Source organism: Streptomyces sp. NPDC047081 (assembly GCF_040643775.1).
Classification (GTDB): domain Bacteria; phylum Actinomycetota; class Actinomycetes; order Streptomycetales; family Streptomycetaceae; genus Streptomyces.
On record NZ_JBEYUY010000009.1, the window covers coordinates 99,851 to 115,557 of the forward strand.

The 15,707-nt window shown below is 71.4% G+C and carries 14 protein-coding genes; 4 read left to right on the top strand and 10 right to left on the bottom strand.

The genetic code is table 11. The features are described from left to right. Positions 1–32: 32 nt before the first annotated feature. Together ABZ848_RS19100 and pepN are read right to left on the bottom strand one after the other, a co-directional pair. Entirely contained in the window at positions 33–1,079 is a 1,047-nt protein-coding gene (locus tag ABZ848_RS19100) for a hypothetical protein (RefSeq protein ID WP_360833140.1), read from the bottom strand. A gap of 188 nt (positions 1,080–1,267) precedes the next feature. Then, on the bottom strand, positions 1,268–3,844 hold the full coding sequence (gene pepN / locus ABZ848_RS19105; RefSeq protein ID WP_360833142.1) for an aminopeptidase N: 2,577 nt from the start codon (positions 3,842–3,844) through the stop codon (positions 1,268–1,270). A 139-nt stretch (positions 3,845–3,983) separates the two neighbouring features. Here pepN and ABZ848_RS19110 point away from each other — a divergent pair, with 139 nt between their 5' ends. Continuing rightward, positions 3,984–4,646, top strand: coding sequence for a DsbA family protein (locus ABZ848_RS19110; RefSeq protein WP_360833144.1), 663 nt, complete (start codon positions 3,984–3,986; stop codon positions 4,644–4,646). 9 nt (positions 4,647–4,655) lie between these two features. Here ABZ848_RS19110 and ABZ848_RS19115 read toward each other — a convergent pair whose 3' ends face one another. From ABZ848_RS19115 to ABZ848_RS19130, 4 genes are all read right to left on the bottom strand, one after another. Further along, complete coding sequence (locus ABZ848_RS19115) at positions 4,656–4,877, bottom strand: hypothetical protein (RefSeq protein WP_360833146.1); 222 nt, start codon at positions 4,875–4,877, stop codon at positions 4,656–4,658. Between the two features lie 132 nt (positions 4,878–5,009). After that, positions 5,010–6,431 carry an FGGY-family carbohydrate kinase gene (locus tag ABZ848_RS19120; protein WP_360833148.1) on the bottom strand — a complete coding sequence of 474 codons (1,422 nt, stop codon included), beginning with the start codon at positions 6,429–6,431 and terminating at the stop codon, positions 5,010–5,012. 13 nt (positions 6,432–6,444) lie between these two features. Next, a complete protein-coding gene (locus ABZ848_RS19125) occupies positions 6,445–7,491 on the bottom strand; it encodes a 2-hydroxyacid dehydrogenase (protein ID WP_360833150.1) in 1,047 nt (348 codons plus the stop codon). Between the two features lie 121 nt (positions 7,492–7,612). Continuing rightward, positions 7,613–8,425 (bottom strand): DeoR/GlpR family DNA-binding transcription regulator, encoded by an 813-nt coding sequence (locus ABZ848_RS19130; protein ID WP_360833152.1) that lies wholly within the window; start codon positions 8,423–8,425, stop codon positions 7,613–7,615. A gap of 122 nt (positions 8,426–8,547) precedes the next feature. Between ABZ848_RS19130 and ABZ848_RS19135 the strand changes: the two genes are divergently transcribed. The 3 genes from ABZ848_RS19135 (at position 8,548) to ABZ848_RS19145 (ending at position 11,688) form a co-directional block, all read left to right on the top strand. Continuing rightward, positions 8,548–10,062 carry an FGGY family carbohydrate kinase gene (locus tag ABZ848_RS19135; protein WP_360833154.1) on the top strand — a complete coding sequence of 505 codons (1,515 nt, stop codon included), beginning with the start codon at positions 8,548–8,550 and terminating at the stop codon, positions 10,060–10,062. Between the two features lie 213 nt (positions 10,063–10,275). Continuing rightward, positions 10,276–10,899: a histidine phosphatase family protein gene (locus ABZ848_RS19140; protein WP_360833156.1), complete on the top strand. Its 624-nt coding sequence runs from the start codon at positions 10,276–10,278 to the stop codon at positions 10,897–10,899. Between the two features lie 12 nt (positions 10,900–10,911). Then, positions 10,912–11,688 carry an SAM-dependent methyltransferase gene (locus ABZ848_RS19145; protein WP_360833158.1) on the top strand — a complete coding sequence of 259 codons (777 nt, stop codon included), beginning with the start codon at positions 10,912–10,914 and terminating at the stop codon, positions 11,686–11,688. A 110-nt stretch (positions 11,689–11,798) separates the two neighbouring features. Here ABZ848_RS19145 and ABZ848_RS19150 read toward each other — a convergent pair whose 3' ends face one another. The 4 genes from ABZ848_RS19150 to ABZ848_RS19165 form a co-directional block, all read right to left on the bottom strand. Further along, positions 11,799–12,695 (bottom strand): TauD/TfdA family dioxygenase, encoded by an 897-nt coding sequence (locus tag ABZ848_RS19150; RefSeq protein ID WP_360833160.1) that lies wholly within the window; start codon positions 12,693–12,695, stop codon positions 11,799–11,801. A 12-nt stretch (positions 12,696–12,707) separates the two neighbouring features. After that, on the bottom strand, positions 12,708–14,054 hold the full coding sequence (locus ABZ848_RS19155) for an LLM class flavin-dependent oxidoreductase (RefSeq protein ID WP_360833162.1): 1,347 nt from the start codon (positions 14,052–14,054) through the stop codon (positions 12,708–12,710). A 115-nt stretch (positions 14,055–14,169) separates the two neighbouring features. Continuing rightward, positions 14,170–14,895: an ABC transporter ATP-binding protein gene (locus tag ABZ848_RS19160; RefSeq protein WP_360833164.1), complete on the bottom strand. Its 726-nt coding sequence runs from the start codon at positions 14,893–14,895 to the stop codon at positions 14,170–14,172. Continuing rightward, positions 14,871–15,704: an ABC transporter permease gene (locus ABZ848_RS19165; RefSeq protein WP_360833166.1), complete on the bottom strand. Its 834-nt coding sequence runs from the start codon at positions 15,702–15,704 to the stop codon at positions 14,871–14,873. Before ABZ848_RS19165 ends, ABZ848_RS19160 begins: the two co-directional genes overlap by 25 nt. Positions 15,705–15,707 lie beyond the last annotated feature (3 nt).

Genomic DNA, 15,707 nt, shown 5'->3' on the forward strand with positions numbered 1-15,707 from the left:
TCTCCCCTCCTGGTGTCCGTCCCGGTCCGTCACTACCGGGGCAGCACCACGACGTACGCGGCCGGGTCGCGGTCCCCGGACGCCATGAGTGCCGTACGTACGACCGCCGCCTGTTGCTCCATTCCGTCGCGGAGCTTCTTCGGGGTGATGTAGACGACCGTGATGCCGAGCCGCTCCAAGGTCTCCCGCTTGCGGGCGTACTCCGACCACATCGCGTCCTCGTCCTGGCGGGGGGCGCGGGTGTCGAGTTCCACGGCCACCGCCTGTTCGGGCCAGTACGCGTCGAGGCCGCCGAGGTGGGGACCGCCGGGCAGGCGCAGGTCGACGTTCCAGACCGGGTCGGGCAGGCCGTGGTCGTGGACCATGCGGTAGAGGCGGTCCTCGGCGATCGCGCGGCCCTCGGCGAGGAGGGAGTCGACGGCGTCCACGACGTGCGGGCGGCTGAGCAGTTTCGCCGCGTTCAACTCCCGTACCACCGAAGCCGGTTCGCAGTGGCCGCCGCGTACCGCCTCGGTCAGCAGCCGGCGTACCGCCCCCGCGTCGGAGAGCTCGGCGACCGCGTCGGCCAGCGCGCGCGGCACCGGGGCGATCGGAACTCCCGTCACCTGCTGGGGAGTCGGGAGCGCCGGTGTGCGGACGATTCTGGCGCAGCCTGTCGAGCGGAGGCGGCGCAGGCGCGGGACCAGGACGTCGATCTTCTCGATGGACAGGAGCGGGGGTGCGGAAGTGAAGCCGTGGAGGGTGAGAGCCGCGAGGCCCGTGATCATCGCCTCCGCGTACACCGCGCGGTGCGGGGAGTCCGCGGAGGGCTGGACCGGTACACCCGGCGTCGACTCCCTGGCCGCGTACATCAGCACCGCGTGCAGCCGCTCCTCGCTGGTCGGCGGTCCCGGGTGGAGCAGGAACACGCCCGGGAGGATCTGCTGCCAGGGGCCGCCGGGGCGGCACTGCTCGTTCATCTCCGACGACGAGACACCGTGCGAGCGGAGCTGGGCCGTGGTCAGCACGCGGCGGTGGACCTCGGCGAGGTGGCGCAGGGGGCGGGGAGAGGCCGGGGGGAGCGGGGTGTTGTGGTTCATGTCGAGGGGTTTTCCGCGCCCGGAGCGGCCCCTAACCGCTGTTACACGCCCGTCGACAAATACGGACAAGGCAGCACTAAAGGACGGGTGTTCGGGTGCCGATAGGGCGCCGAAAACCCCTGGTCCGATCGGGTTGGACCAGGGGTTACGGGTGTTGTTGACCGAATTTCGTAACGGTCACCGACCGATCAAGCCTTGGCCATGGCTGCCTGGGCCCGGAGCGCCCGCGCGAGGTCGTCCCGCCCCTCCAGGACCAGCCGCCGCAGCGCCGGCGCCGCGTCCTCGTGGGCCGCGAGCCACGCGTCCGCCGCGTCCAGGGTCGTCTGCGAGGCCTGCAGCGAGGGGAACAGCCCCGAGACGATGTTCATCGCGGTCTGGATCGACCTCGTCGACCACACCCGCTCGATCGCCTCGAAATACTTCTCCGTGTACGGCGCCAGCAGCTCCCGCTGGGTCGGCTGTCCCCACCCGGCGATCGTCGCCTCCGCGAGCGCGTTGGACAGCGCGTCCGACTCCACCACCTGGGCCCAGCCCTGCGCCTTCACCGCCGCCGACAGCCGCCCGGCGAGGCAGCGGACCTGGTGCCGCTTGCCGGACGCGGTGTCGTCACGGGCCAGTTCGGCCGCCAGCTCCGCCTCGTCCGCCAGTCCGTGCACGACGAGCGGCTCCAGGAACGCCCACCGCAGCTCCTGGTCGACCTCCAGGCCGGAGATGACCGTCGTACCGTCCAGCAGACCCCGCAGCGTGTCGAAGCCGGCCTGGTCCTCGGCCGTACGCGCGAAGAAGCGGGCCCACGCCAGCTGGTGCTCGCTGCCCGGCTCGGCCCGCTCCAGCAGCTCCCGCTCGGCGCACTCGGCGAGCAGCGCCGCGCCGTGGTCGCGCCACTCGGGCGTCGCGTAGTGCACGAGCGCCGACTCGGCCCACGCGTGCACCATCTGCAGTACCCCGATGCTGGTCTCGCGCCCCGCGAAACGCATCACCAGGTCCAGGAAGTCGGACGCCGGCAGCAGCGCGTCCCGTGTCATGTTCCACAGCGCCGACCAGCACAGCGCGCGGGCGAGCGGGTCGGTGATGTCGCCGAGGGCCGCCTTCAGCGTCTCCAGGGAACCCGCGTCGAAGCGGATCTTGCAGTACGTGAGGTCGTCGTCGTTGACCAGCACCAGCTCCGGAGCCTCGGCGCCCGACAGCTGCTCCACCACCGTACGGGGACCGTCGACGTCGGCCTCGGCCCGCGCGTACCGCTCCAGCGCGCCCTCGGGCGTACGCCGGTACAGGCCCACCGCCACCCGGTGCGGCCGCAGTTCAGGATGCGACTCGGGCGCCTCCTGTACGACGGCCAGCTCGTCGACCTTGCCGTCCGCGTCCAACAGCACCTGCGGGGTGAGGGAGTTGACGCCGGCCGTCTGGAGCCACGACCGGGACCACGCGCCCATGTCCCGCCCGCTGGTCTCCTCCAGGACCGACAGCAGGTCACCGAGGCGCGTGTTGCCGTAAGCGTGCCGCTTGAAGTAGCGCCGCGCGCCTTCGAGGAACGCGTCCTGGCCGACGTACGCGACGAGTTGTTTCAGTACGGACGCGCCCTTGGCGTACGTGATGCCGTCGAAGTTGAGCTTGGCGTCCTGGAGGTCGCGGATGTCGGCCGTGATCGGATGCGTCGACGGCAACTGGTCGGCGCGGTACGCCCAGGCCTTGCGGCGGTTGGCGAAGGTGATCCAGGAGTCCTTGAAGCGGGTCGCGCCGACGTTCGCGAAGGTGCCCATGAAGTCCGCGAAGGACTCCTTCAGCCACAGGTCGTCCCACCACACCATGGTGACCAGGTCGCCGAACCACATGTGCGCCATCTCGTGCAGGATCACGTTGGCGCGGCCCTCGTAGGACGCCTGCGTCACCTTGCCGCGGAAGATGAACTCCTCGCGGAAGGTGACCAGGCCCGGGTTCTCCATCGCGCCGAGGTTGTACTCCGGCACGAACGCCTGGTCGTACTTCCCGAAGGGGTACGGGTAGTCGAAGTTGTCGTGGAAGAAGTCCAGGCCCTGCTTGGTGACGAGGAAGACGTCGTCGGCGTCGAAGTAGGGCGCGAGACCCTTGCGGCACAGGGCGCCGAGCGGGATCTCCAGCTTGCCGCCGTCGTCGAGGACACGCTCGTACGAGTCCGTCACGTAGTGGTACGGGCCCGCGACGACGCATGTGATGTACGTCGAGATCGGCTTCGTCTCCGCGAACCGCCAGACGCCGTCGGCCAGGTCGCCGACGCCGTTGCTCCACACCGTCCAGCCCTCCGGCGCGCGCACCTCGAAGCGGAACGGGGCCTTGAGGTCCGGCTGCTCGAAGTTGGCGAAGACCCGGCGGGAGTCGGCCGGCTCGTACTGGGTGTAGAGGTAGACCTCGCCGTCCTCCGGGTCGACGAAGCGGTGCATGCCCTCGCCGGTGCGGGAGTAGGCGCACTGGGCGTCGACGATCAGTTCGTTGTCGGCGGCCAGGTCCTCCAGGGCGATCCGGGAGCCGTCGAAGACCGCGCCCGGGTCGAGGTCCCGGCCGTTCAGCGAGAGCGCCGTGACGCTCGGCGCGATCAGGTCCGCGAAGCTGGCCGCCCCCGGTTCGTTGCACCGGAAGCGGATCGTGGTCACGGACCGGAAGGTGCGCGGACCGTCCCCGGACTCGTCGCCGACCGCCGAGCGCAGGTCGAGGGAGACCTCGTACCCGTCGACGGACAGCAGGGCGGCCCGCTCCCGGGCCTCGTCACGGGTCAGATTCTCACCGGGCACGGGCGATGCTCCCTCGGCTGGCGTTTCGGTGTCTGGACAGGCCCGATCCTGCCATGTGCCCCTGACATCGGGCAGCCGGGAATGGGGACGGCGGTGCCCGGTGTTGCCGGTTGAAACGAACACTTTTCCTAGGAGACCCATGTCCGAGACCGCGAACGCCTCCGGCAAGACCCCCGTCGACTTCTGGTTCGACCCGCTGTGCCCCTGGGCCTGGATGACCTCCCGCTGGGTCCTGGAAGTGGAGAAGGTCCGGAACATCGAGGTGCGCTGGCACATCATGAGCCTCGCGGTGCTCAACGAGCCGAAGATCGACGAGCTGCCCGAGCAGTACCGCGAGCTGCTTGAGACCAAGGCCTGGCAGCCGATCCGGGTGGTCACCGCGGCCTGGCAGAAGCACGGCTCCGACATCCTCGGCCCGCTGTACACCGCGCTCGGCACCCGTATCCACAACGAGGGCCAGGGCCCCACCCGCGAGGCCGTCGAGGGCGCCCTGGCGGACGTCGGCCTGCCCGCCGAGCTGATCGAGTACTTCGACCAGAAGGACTTCGAGTTCGACGCCGAGCTGCGTGCCTCCCACAAGGAGGGCATCGACAAGGTCGGCCAGGACGTCGGCACCCCGGTCATCGCGGTCCCCGGCCCCGACGGCGAGCAGATCGCCTTCTTCGGCCCGGTCGTCACCCCGGCCCCCAAGGGCGAGGAAGCGGCCCGCCTCTGGGACGGCACGGTCGCGGTCGCCTCGGTCCCGGGCTTCTACGAGATCAAGCGCACCCGCACCAAGGGGCCGGACTTCAGCAACCTGTGACCGTGCCGGTCAGCTGAAGGACGCGGGCAGGGAGAAGCCGTCCGACTGGTTGAAGTAGGGCTGCACCCAGAGGCACTGCCCCAGCGCGGTCTTGCCCTGGCAGCGCCAGAAGCCGTGCGCGCCCTTCTTCTTGTAGACCGACGCGATGTGCCGCTCCTCCGCCGCGTTCACCCGGCGGAACGGATACAGCTTCCCCTTGGGGCAGTTGGGACAGTGCAGTTCGTCGGACATGTGGACCTCCCGTCCGGGCCGCGAAATGGCCGGAACCGGGAGCATAGGTGCAGCGCGCTCACGCCGTGAGCCCGGAATCCGTCCCGCCGGGGCGGATTCCGGTCGTCACCGCCCGCCGGCCTGCTTCCTTCCTCATCGAGCCCGCTCGCGGGCCTGCGCCAGCCGGGCCAGATGGTCCTCGTACGCCTTCGTGTAGTACGCCGCCCGTGCCGCGTCCGGCTCCACCACCGTTGTCGGCTTCGTCCACACGCCCGCGTCCAGCGGCACCCCGTACCGCTCCGCAGCCGCCAACACCGCGCCCCGCGCCCCGACTTCACCCTCGACGACCCTCAGCGGACGCCCCAGCACATCGGCCAGCAGCCGCATCCACACCGGACTCCGCGTCCCGCCCCCGCACACCGCGAGCGAACCCGTCAGCCCCGCCGCCGCCAGACAGTGCCGGGCCGCGAAGCCGATGCCCTCGCAGGTCGCGCGGACCAGGTCGCCCTTCGTCGACTCCAGGGAGACACCGGTGAGTTGGGCGCGCAGCCGGGGTTCGACGAAGGGCGCGCGCTCGCCGGAGGGCGCGAAGTACGGCAGCACACGCACGCCGTTCGCGCCGGGCGGGGTGTCGGCGAGCAGCGCGTCGACCTCCTCGTGGTGGACGCCGGTCGTCGACAGCACCCAGTCCAGGGCCGCCGTGCCGACCATCGCGGGCATCGCGCGCAGCCGGTGCCCGGGCCGGTCGGTGGAGATGTACAGCCCGGCCGGCTCCCCGCTCAGATCGAGGTCGGTGGTCGCGACGAGACTCGCGAGACAGGTCCCGACGATCAGCAGACCGTCACCCGGCACGGTCACCCCGGCACCGAGCGCGCAGGCCGGCAGGTCGTACGGCCCGTTCGCCACCCGCGTACCGGCCGGCAGCCCCTCCCCGCGCGCCTCGGCGACGGCGACCGGATCCCCGATCGGCGCGAGCAGACCGCGCCGGTGGGTGAGGCCCAGCAGCTCCACCACCCGGTTGTCGTACGTCCGTGTCCGCGGATCCAGGAACGGCATCGACGCGTCCGACACATCCGTCGTCGCGGGCGCCCCCGTCAGCCGCCGGAAGACCATGTCCTTGCAGTACAGGGCGGTCGCGGCGGCGTCGAGGGCCTTCGGCTCGTAGCGGTCGAACCAGGCGAGCAGCGGCCCCGGACACCCCGGGAACATGGCGCTCCCGGTCCGCCGGAACACCGCCTCGAAGGTCCCGTCCTCCAGCCACTGGTCGAGCAGTTCGTGGGCCCGCCCGTCCATCCAGGAGGCCGCGGCCCGCACCGGCAGCCCGTCCTTGTCGACGAGCCAGACCCCGTCCCCCTGCCCGGTCAGCCCGGCGAGCTCGACGGGCCCCGGAACCCGGGTGGTCAGCTCCCCGAGCACGGCGACGACGGCCGAGTACACCTCCTCCATGTCCTGCTCGACGACACCCCCGTGCAGCGCGAGCCCCACCGGCCGTGCCGCCACGGCGAGTTCACGGCCGCCGGCGTCGAACGCGGCGGCCTTCACCGTGGACGTGCCCACATCGATACCGACGTACATCTCGCCTCCCGGCTCAGGTCAGACAGTGCGCCAACGTCTCCCCGCGCGCCCAGCGCCCCACTTCCTCCGCCGCGATCCGCGCCGCCTTCTCCGCGACGGCCCGCGAGGCGCCCCCCAGATGCGGTGTCATCACCACCCGGTCGGCCAGGGCGAACAGCCTCGACCCCGCCGGCACCGGCTCCCGCTCGTACGTGTCCAGCGCCGCCCCCGACAACCGCCCGCTCTCCAGCGCGTCGCACAACGCGTCCTCGTCCAGCAGCGGCCCCCGCGCCACGTTCACCACCACCGCGCCCTCCGGCAACAGCGCCAGCTCCCGGGACCCGATGAGCCCCCGCGTCTCCGGAGTGAGCCGGGCGTGCAGACTGACCACCCGCGACCGCCGCAGGAGCTCGTCGAGCGAGGAGACCCGCAGCCCGTGGATCTCGCCGCGCACATAGGGGTCGTACACCATCACCTGCGCCCCGAACGCACAGAGCGCGCGGGCGACCCGACTGCCGACCGCGCCGTACCCGACGAGCCCGACCGGCAGATCCTCCAGCTCCAGACCGCTGTGTTCGTACGTGTAGTAGCTCGCCCCCTGCCAACTCCGTTGCCCGGCGAGGAGGTTGTGGGCCTGCGGGATGCGGCGGAGCGCGGCGAGCAGCAGCCCGACGGTGAACTCGGCGGTGGCGGCGGCGTTGCGCCCGGGCGCGTAGCAGACGCGCACGTCGTTGACCTTGGCCGCGTCCAGGTTGACGTTGACGGGCCCACCCCGGCAGACGACGACCAGACGCAGGGCGGGGGAGGCCTCCAGGACGCGCTCGGTCACGGGGGCCATCTGGGTGACCAGGACCTCGCGGTCGTCGGCGAGGGCGGTGATCAGCTCGTCCTCCGTGCCGCTGGCCTCGTCGACCTCGGCGACCGGCCCGAAGGGTTCCAGCGGCCAGCCCAGCGTCAACTCCCGCACCAGAAAGGCCCGTCCGGACCCCTCCCGGGGCCAGACCCCGGAGATCGCCTCCGAGATCATCCTCGGCCGGACGAAGTGGTCGCCGGCGGCCACGATCCGCAGCATCTCGCTCATCGCAGGAAGTCTCCCGTCCCGACGAGAAGGGCGACGCGGCCGACGCGCCCGGCGATCTCACGATGCTCCAGCTGGGTCACCGGCGATCCCTCCTCCTCTGGCCCTATAACCCTTATGGCTCCTATGGCTCGCTCGCCGAAGTCACGCAGACGCGGTAGTCGACGTTCTGCTCGTCCAGGTCGCGCAGGGCCGCCGCCGACGCCCCGTCGTCGACGAGGAGCAGGTCGAAGCGGGAGAGCGGGACGACCCGGTGCAGGGCGGTCCGGGCGAGCTTGGTGTGGTCGATCAGCAGCACGCTGCGGGCGGCGGCGTCGAGCATCGCCCGCTTCACCGACACGATGTGCTGTTCCTGGTGGTACGCATACCCCCCGCGCACGGCCGAAGTCGACGCGAAGCACAGGTCCACCCGCAGCTGCTCGATCGCCTCGACGCAGGAGACCCCGAGGAAGGACGAGTGCAGCGGGTCGTAGTCGCCGCCGAGGGCGATCAGGTGGATGCCCCGCTGGTCGGCGAGGAGGTTGATGGCTTCAAGGAAATTGGTGACGACCGTCAACGGGCTCACGTCACCCAGCCGCAGCCGGCGCGCTATCTCCAGCGCGGACGTCGAATCGTCCAGCATGACCGCCATGCCGGGCTCGATCAGCTTCAGCGCCTCCTCGGCGACGGCGGCCTTCTCGGCCCGCATGGTCTTCAGCCGGTACTGGACGTTGGACTCGAAGACCCCGGACGGCTGCGCGGTCACCCCGCCTCTGAACTTCCGTACGATCCCCTGCCGTTCGAGCTCGTCGAGATCCCGGTGCACGGTCATCAGACTCACCCCGAACCGCCCGGCGAGCTCCGCCGCGGTGGCCGAACCGTCGGCCAGCACCTTCTCGGCCATGGCGGCGCGACGGACCGCGGGCCCCTGCTGCACACCCCCACCGTTGCTGTTCATCGTGTGGCCGAGGGTGTAACGGCGGAAGTTGCGCGTCAACCCCTCGCGCGGGCGATATCCGCGAGTCAATATCAATAAGGACTGTGAAGTTCTCATTCCCGACCGATACCCGGGAGGCGCGGATGCTGGACGAGCGGGAGGCGTGGTTGGGGATCGACCTGGGCACCCAGAGCGTCCGAGCCCTGCTGGTAACCGCCGACGGAACGATCCTGGGCCGCGGATCGGCCCCCCTCACCAGCCGCCGCGAGGGGAACCGTCACGAGCAGGACCCGGGTGAGTGGTGGGACAGGGTCTGTACGGCGACCCGCCAAGCCCTCCAAGGTCCGCACCACGCACGGATCGGCGGCCTGGCCGTGTGCGGCACCTCAGGCACGGTCCTCCTGACGGACACGCTGGGCCGCCCGATGAGCCCCGCCCTCATGTACGACGACGGCCGCGCCTCGGACGAGGCCGCACAGGCCCGGGCCGCAGGCCTACGGGTCCAGAACACATGGGCACTGCCGAAGGCACTGTGGCTGATGGAGGAATACGACCGCCCCGCCCCCACCCCCCGCACACACCGCCCCCATCTGCACCTGGTCCGCGCCACCCCCTTCCGCCTGGCCCACCAGCCCGACGTGATCGTCGCCCGCCTCACCGGCGAGGTCCCACCCACCGACTCCAGCCACGCCCTCAAGACGGGCTACGACCTGGAGCACGGCACCTGGCCCTACGGACCCCTCGCCCAACTGGGCCTGCCCGACGGCCTGTTGCCCAATGTCGTACGCCCCGGCACCCCGCTCGGCGAGGTCACCCCGGAGGCCGCCGAGGCGACCGGCATCCCGGCCCGCACCCCGGTCGTCGCCGGCATGACCGACGGCTGCGCGGCCCAGATCGCCTCCGCGGCCCTGCGCCCCGGCTCCTGGAACTCCGTACTCGGCACGACCCTGGTCCTCAAGGGCGCGGCCACGACCCCCGTCCACGACCCCACGGGCGTGGTCTACAACCACCGCGCACCGGACGGGAGTTGGCTGCCCGGCGGCGCGTCCAGCGTGGGCGCCGGCGTACTCACAGCGGCCTTCGCGGGCGCGGACCCGGCCACCATGGACACCCGCGCCGCGTCCTACGAGCCGTCCGGCGCGGTGACGTACCCCCTCCTCTCACCGGGGGAACGCTTCCCCTTCCACGCACCGACGGCGTCCGCCCTCCTCCTCGGTGAAACAGACAACGACGCCGACCTGTGGGCCGCCCTCCTCCAGGGCGTGGCCTTCGCCGAACGCCTCTGCCTGGACTACCTCGACCACCTGGGCGCCCCCCTGGACGGCCCCCTCACCTTCACCGGCGGCGCGACCCGCAGCGAGTACTGGAACCAACTGCGCACGGACATCCTGGCCCGCGAGGCCCACGTACCAGAACAAACCGACCCCGCCCTGGGCATGGCAGCCCTGGCCGCCCACGGCACGGGCGCAGGCCCCCTCCCCGAGCTGGCCGAACGCATGGTCCACATCACCACCACCCTCACCCCCGACCCCCACCGCACGGCCCTGTTCGCCGAGCCATACACCCGCCTGATCGACGAACTCACAACCCGAGGCTGGCTACCACCCCCCGTGGCGGCCCACGCCCACGCCCGCCTGAGCAGGGACACAGAGACATGACAGAGGACTTGCCGTGCGGCCGGTCGGAGCCAGAGTGGGTCGGAGCCACGGGCCCGCACCCGCCGGACCACGGGAGCGGGTCGGGGCGGTACGGCGCAACCCGCCGCGTACATGGCATTAGGACAGGCCCACCCCTCGAAGAAACGGCAAGACCGTAGGCGGCGGGTTCGCCGTACCGCCCCGACCCCGACCCACCCCCGAACGGACCGCGCGATGACCACCACCCTCCTCCTGACCCGCCACGGCCAAACCATCTGGCACGCCGAGAACCGCTACGCCGGCGTGAGCGACATCGGGCTCACCGACGAGGGAAGGGAGCAGGCGCAGGCGCTCGGGCGGTGGGCCGCCGCACAGAGGCCCGACGCGGTGTGGACGTCCCCCCTCTCGCGGGCGGTCGCCACCGCGGACCCGGCCTGCCGCGCCCTGCGCCTCGAAGCGCACCGCGAACCCGGCCTCAGGGAGTGCGACTTCGGGGTGATGGAGGGTCGTACCCTCGCCGAGTTCGCGGCCGATGTCCCCGACGCCGCCGAGGCGTTCCGGGCGGACCCGGTGGCATATCCCTTCCCCCGTGCCGAGAATCCCCTCGACGCCGCCGCCCGGGGGACCCGGGCGCTGCGCCGGATCGCCGCCGCACACTCCGGCGGGCGGGTGCTGGTCGTCGCCCACAACACCCTGCTGCGGCTGGTGCTGTGCACCCTTCTCGGGATCCCGGTCGCGGAGTACCGGAGAGTGTTCCCGCGACTGCGGAACGCGGCGATCACCGAACTCCGCCTCGACGAGCGAGGATCCGCCGCACTTCTCTCCCTCAATGTGCCCTGCGACCCCGACATGCCGTAGCACCATGGGCACATGACGGAGATCGACACCTCGGTACCCCACTCGGCCCGCATCTGGAACTACTGGCTGGGCGGCAAGGACAACTACCCCGTGGACGAGGCGGCCGGCGACGCCTACACCGCCGTCTTCCCCGGCATCGTCACCATCGCCCGCAGCAGCCGCGCCTTCCTCGGCCGCAGCATCCGGTACCTGGTGGAGGAGGCGGGCGTACGTCAGTTCCTGGACGTCGGCACCGGCCTGCCCACCGTCGACAACACCCACGAGGTCGCCCAGCGCAGCGCCCCCGAGGCGAAGATCGTCTACGTCGACAACGACCCGCTGGTCCTGGCCCACGCCCGCGCGCTGCTCACGTCCACGCCGGAGGGCGTGACCGCGTACGAGGACCTGAACCTGCACGACCCGGACGCCATCCTCCAGGCAGCCGCGAAGACACTCGACCTCACCCAGCCCACGGCCCTGATCCTCAGCGGCATCCTCGGCCACGTGGCCGACTACGAAAAGGCCCGCGCCCTGGTCCGCAGCCTGGTCGCGGGCCTGCCCTCGGGCAGCTACCTCTCCGTCAACGACGGCTCCCGTGGCACGGACCAGGCCTACGAACAGGCGCAGGACGCGTACAACGAGACGGGCGCGGTGCCGTATTTCCTGCGCCCGGTCGACCAGATCGCGGCGTTCTTCGACGGCCTCGACCTGGTGGAACCGGGCGTGGTCTCGGTCCCCCGGTGGCGCCCGGCACCAGGCGCGGACACAATCCCGATCGGCCAGCACGGCGGCCTGGCCCGCAAGCCGTAGCTTCCGTCATTCCGCCCGCCCGGCGAAGTCAAGGGCAGGGCGGCCTCTCCGCGCAGCGGGAGAGGCCGCCCTGTGTCAGGAGAGGCCGTGAACGAACCGTGGCCGTGCGGCTACGCGGCCACCGTCGTGTAGTGCGAGGCGTCCCCCTCGATGGAGTAGCTCTCCTTGCCCTCGATGCCGACCGGGATGTCACCGGCGACGGTCACCCGGTGCAGCCGGCGCGCCAGGCCGTCGTAGTTGTCGACGGCGTAGTGCTGGGTGATGCGGTTGTCGAACAGCACGAGCTGGTTCTCCGACCAGCGGTGGCGCAGGATGTTCTCCGGCCGGGTGACGTACGCCTGGAGAAGGTCGAGGATCTTCCGCCCCTCGCCCGGCGACAGCCCCACGATCCGCTGCGCGAACCCGCCGATGAACAGCCCGCGTTCCCCGGTCAGCGGATGCACCCGCACGACCGGGTGGACCGTGCGGTACCTGATGGACGTGAACTGGGCCCGCTGGGCGGCCTGTTCCTCGTCGACCTCCTCGTCCGGTACGGCGTAGTCGTAGTCGTTGGTGTGCTCGGCCCACAGCGTGTCCGCCAACGAGCGCAGGGACTCAGGGAGTTGGCGGTAGGCGGCGGCCGAGCTGGCGATCAGGGTCTCGCCGCCGTACGGCGGGATCGTGATCGAGCGCAGGGTGCTGGCCTGCGGCGGGTTGAGGATGAACGTGACGTCGGTGTGCCAGTGGTTGGCGGCCCGGCCGCGCTCGCTGTCGACGGGCAGCACGTTCGGGACGCCGTCGACGGAGGAGACGGTGGGGTGGGCGGTGGTGACGTCGCCGAAGTGGCGGACGAAGGCCTGCTGGGACTCGTCGTCCAGGTTCACGTCGTCGAAGACGAGCGCCTTGTGGACGTTGAGCGCCTCCCGGATCGCGGCGGCGGTCTCCTCGCCGAGCGGCTTGGAGATGTCGACGCCCGAGACGCGGGCGCCGATGTTGGCGGTGACCTTCTGGATCTCGATGCCGGACATGTGCGGGTCCTTTCAGACGAGGGCGGGCTGATCGGCGGACGGGACGTACTGGTTGGCGGGGCGGGGAAGGCCGTAGCGCTCCCGCAGGGTCTGGCGGGGTCCGTACTCCGTGCGGAGCAGACCCCGGCGGCGCAGGATCGGCACGACCTGGTCGACGAAGGTCTCCAGGCCCGAAGGGAGCACGGCGGGCATGATGTTGAAGCCGTCGGCGGCGCCCTGGGTGAACCAGGTCTCGATGGCGTCGGCGACCTGCTCGGGCGTACCGGCGAAGGTGAGATGGCCGCGCCCGCCGCCGAGCCGCCCGATGAGCTGCCGGACGGTGAGGCGCTCGCGCCGGGCCAGCTCCACGATCAGCGTGTACCGGCTCTTGGCGCCCTCGACGGCGCTCTCCGGCGGCAGGTCGGCGGGAAGCCCGGCATCCAACTCCAGGGTCCCCGGCGGCAGTTGCAGCAGCCGCTCCAGGTTGGCCACCCCGTGCCGGTGCACGATGTGGTCCTCCAGCACCTGCTCGTTCGCCCGCGCCTCGGCCTCGGTCGACCCGACGACCGGCACGATCCCGGGCAGCACCTTGATGTGCCCGGGGTCCCGACCGGCCGCCGCCGTACGGGACTTGAGGTCGGTGTAGAAGGCCTGCGCGTCGGCGAGGGTCTGCTGGGCGGTGAAGACGGCCTCCGCGTACCGGGCGGCGAAGTTCCTGCCGTCCTCGCTGGAGCCGGCCTGCACGAGCAGCGGGTAACCCTGCGGTGAGCGGGGCACGTTGAGGGCGCCCTCGACACTGAAGTACGTCCCCCGGTGCCGGGGCGGGTGGATCTTCGTGTCGTCGCCCCAGACGCCGGTCTCCTTGTCGCCGAGGATCGCGTCGTCCTCCCAGCTGTCCCAGAGCTTGAGGGCGACGTCCAGGAACTCGCCGGCCCGGGCGTACCGCTCGGCGTGCGCGGGCTCGGCGTCGAGACCGAAGTTCCGGGCGGCCTCCGCGCCCGCCGTGGTGACGATGTTCCAGCCGGCCCGGCCACCGCTGATGATGTCCAGCGAGGCGAACTTGCGGGCCAGGTTGTAGGGGGAGTTGTAGGAGGTCGACGCGGTGGCGATGAGACCGATGTGCTCGGTGGCGGTCGCCAGCGCGGTCAGCAGGGTGAGCGGTTCGAGGGCACCGGCGGGCCGCTGCGCGACACTGCCCCACAGCTGGGGCCCGTCGGCGAGGAACAGCGAGTCGAAGGTGCCGCGTTCGGCGGTCCGGGCGAGCTTGACGTAGTGACCGAGCTCGACATGGGCGTAGGGGTCACTCTCGGGGAGCCGCCAGGAGGCCTCGTGGTGACCGGTGTTCATGAGGAAGGCGTTGAGGTGCAGCCGGCGGGTCATGCGTGGTCCTTTGCTTCCGGGCGTCGGTTCGGGCAACTCAGCCCGTCCGGCGTTTGAGGACGAGGCCGTTCAGGCCGAAGCGGGGGTCTGGGGGCGGCAGCCCCCAGGGGCGCGGTCACGAGGCGTCCTCCGTGACACCCAGCGCGCCCAGCAGCCGCTCCCGGTACTCGCCCAGCAAGGGGTCCCGGTACGACCGCGGATGCGGCCGGTCGATCGTCAGGTCCAGCCCGATACGCCCCGCGTCCAGCACCAGCACCCGGTCCGCCAGCACGATCGCCTCGTCCACGTCGTGCGTGACCAGCAGCACGGACGGCCGGTGGGCCTTCCACAGCTCCCGCAGCAGCGCGTGCATCCTGATCCGGGTCAGCGCGTCCAGCGCCCCGAACGGCTCGTCGGCCAGCAGGAGTTCGGGCTCACGGACCAGTGACCGCGCGAGTGCCGCCCGCTGGGCCTCGCCGCCGGAGAGCTCGTTCGGCCAGGCCCGCTCGCGCCCCTTCAGCCCGACCTCGGCGAGAGCCGCGCGCCCCTTCTCCTCGCCGTCCGTCCCCAGCAGCACGTTGTCCAGTACCCGCCGCCAGGGCAGCAGCCGGGAGTCCTGGAAGACCACCGACACCCGTTCCGGAGCCGCCAGTTGCCCACTCCCGGCGACGTTGTGGTCCAGCCCCGCGACGGCCCGCAGCAGCGTGCTCTTCCCGGATCCGCTGTGCCCGAGGAGCGCCACGAACTGCCCGGCGGGGATGTCGAGGTCGACGCCGTCGAGGACCGTACGCCCCTCGAACGACCGTGTGAGGCCCCGGATCTGCACGGCCGGCCGGGTCAGCTGCTCAGTGTGCGGCGCCATGACAGCACCCTCCGTTCTATGAGACGGACCGCGCTGTCGGAGACCAGGCCGAAGACCCCGTAGACCAGCAGCCCGACGAGGATCACGTCGGACTGGCCGTAGTTCTGGGCCTGGAACATCATGTAGCCGAGCCCGCTGGTGGCGTTGATCTGCTCCAGGACCACCAGACCGAGCCAGGAGCCGGTCACCCCGAGCCGGAGTCCCACGAAGAATCCGGGCAGGGCGCCGGGGATGACGATCTGGCGGACGAACTGGAGCCTGGACAGCCCCTGGACCTCGGCGAGTTCGACGAACCGGCTGTCGATGCCGGACAGCGCCGCGTGCGTGTTGAGGTAGATCGGGATGTAGACGACGATGGCGATGATCGCGATCTTGAAGGTCTCGCCGATGCCCAGCCAGAGGATGAACAGCGGGATCAGACCGAGGGTCGGGATCGCCCGGTTGAGCTGCACGGTCCCGTCGATCAGCGCCTCGCCGACCCGGCTGAGCCCCGACGCCAGCGCGAGCAGGACCCCGGCGGTGAGGCCGATCGCGAAGCCGTACGCGGCGCGTTCGAGGGAGGTCAGGATGTCGGTGGGCAGGGTCCCGGCGGTCCACAGCCGGCCGGCCGTCCGCAGTACGGTCCAGGGCGCCGGTATCGCGCCCGGGTCGAGCTGTCCGGCGGCGGAGGCGGCGGCCCACAGGGCGATGAGGACGGCGGGGCCGGTCAGCCAGGTCGCGGGCAGCCGTTTGCCGGGGGCGAGGCCGCGCCGCCGTACCCGACGACTCTCCTGCGCGGTCGGCGCCGGTGCGACGGTGGTCGTGGTCACGGC

What these genes read in the sequence shown, in the direction of transcription:
- ABZ848_RS19100 (WP_360833140.1), bottom strand. Translation starts at nt 1,079, where the DNA reads ATGAACCACAACACCCCGCTCCCCCCGGCCTCTCCCCGCCCCCTGCGC.
- ABZ848_RS19110 (WP_360833144.1), top strand. Translation starts at nt 3,984, where the DNA reads ATGTCCGAGACCGCGAACGCCTCCGGCAAGACCCCCGTCGACTTCTGG.
- ABZ848_RS19115 (WP_360833146.1), bottom strand. Translation starts at nt 4,877, where the DNA reads ATGTCCGACGAACTGCACTGTCCCAACTGCCCCAAGGGGAAGCTGTAT.
- ABZ848_RS19120 (WP_360833148.1), bottom strand. Translation starts at nt 6,431, where the DNA reads ATGTACGTCGGTATCGATGTGGGCACGTCCACGGTGAAGGCCGCCGCG.
- ABZ848_RS19125 (WP_360833150.1), bottom strand. Translation starts at nt 7,491, where the DNA reads ATGAGCGAGATGCTGCGGATCGTGGCCGCCGGCGACCACTTCGTCCGG.
- ABZ848_RS19130 (WP_360833152.1), bottom strand. Translation starts at nt 8,425, where the DNA reads ATGAACAGCAACGGTGGGGGTGTGCAGCAGGGGCCCGCGGTCCGTCGC.
- ABZ848_RS19135 (WP_360833154.1), top strand. Translation starts at nt 8,548, where the DNA reads ATGCTGGACGAGCGGGAGGCGTGGTTGGGGATCGACCTGGGCACCCAG.
- ABZ848_RS19140 (WP_360833156.1), top strand. Translation starts at nt 10,276, where the DNA reads ATGACCACCACCCTCCTCCTGACCCGCCACGGCCAAACCATCTGGCAC.
- ABZ848_RS19145 (WP_360833158.1), top strand. Translation starts at nt 10,912, where the DNA reads ATGACGGAGATCGACACCTCGGTACCCCACTCGGCCCGCATCTGGAAC.
- ABZ848_RS19150 (WP_360833160.1), bottom strand. Translation starts at nt 12,695, where the DNA reads ATGTCCGGCATCGAGATCCAGAAGGTCACCGCCAACATCGGCGCCCGC.
- ABZ848_RS19155 (WP_360833162.1), bottom strand. Translation starts at nt 14,054, where the DNA reads ATGACCCGCCGGCTGCACCTCAACGCCTTCCTCATGAACACCGGTCAC.
- ABZ848_RS19160 (WP_360833164.1), bottom strand. Translation starts at nt 14,895, where the DNA reads ATGGCGCCGCACACTGAGCAGCTGACCCGGCCGGCCGTGCAGATCCGG.